We start from the raw sequence: 516 nt of genomic DNA on the forward strand, positions 1-516 counted from the left end.
ACGGCCGCACCACCGGGGCGCGCCGCCCGCGGGGGACGCTCTCCGCACTGCATCTGACGGCGACGGTCCGGGCGGCCGCCCCGCATCAGCGGGCGCGCGGACGGCGCGGTCCCGGACTCCTGGTGCGCCGGGACGATCTGCGCGAGGCGGTGCGCGAGGGCCGGGAGGGCAATCTCGTGCTGTTCGTGGTGGACGCGTCGGGCTCGATGGCCGCGCGGACGCGGATGAGCGCGATCAAGGGCGCGGTGCTGTCGCTGCTGCTCGACGCCTACCAGCGGCGGGACAAGGTCGGGCTGATCACCTTCCGGGGCGCGGACGCCGAGCTGGCGCTGCCGCCCACCTCGTCGGTGGACGCGGCGGCCGTGCGGCTGGAGCGGCTGCCGACGGGCGGCCGTACGCCGCTGGCGGCCGGGCTGTTGAAGGCGCGGGAGGTGCTGCGGGTGGAGCGGCTGCGGGATCCCGCGCGCCGTCCGCTGCTGGTCGTGGTGACCGACGGGCGGGCCACGGAGGCGAGGC

Annotated in this window: 1 protein-coding gene; it reads left to right on the forward strand. The window is 77.7% G+C overall.

Annotated elements, in window-relative coordinates; all coding sequences use genetic code 11:
* Window positions 1-516, forward strand: a 516-nt coding sequence (locus KN815_RS49635) for a VWA domain-containing protein (protein WP_216348260.1), incomplete at both ends; no start/stop codon positions are given.

The sequence above is a fragment of the Streptomyces niphimycinicus genome, from assembly GCF_018883605.1.
In the GTDB taxonomy this organism is placed as follows: Bacteria; Actinomycetota; Actinomycetes; order Streptomycetales; family Streptomycetaceae; genus Streptomyces; species Streptomyces niphimycinicus.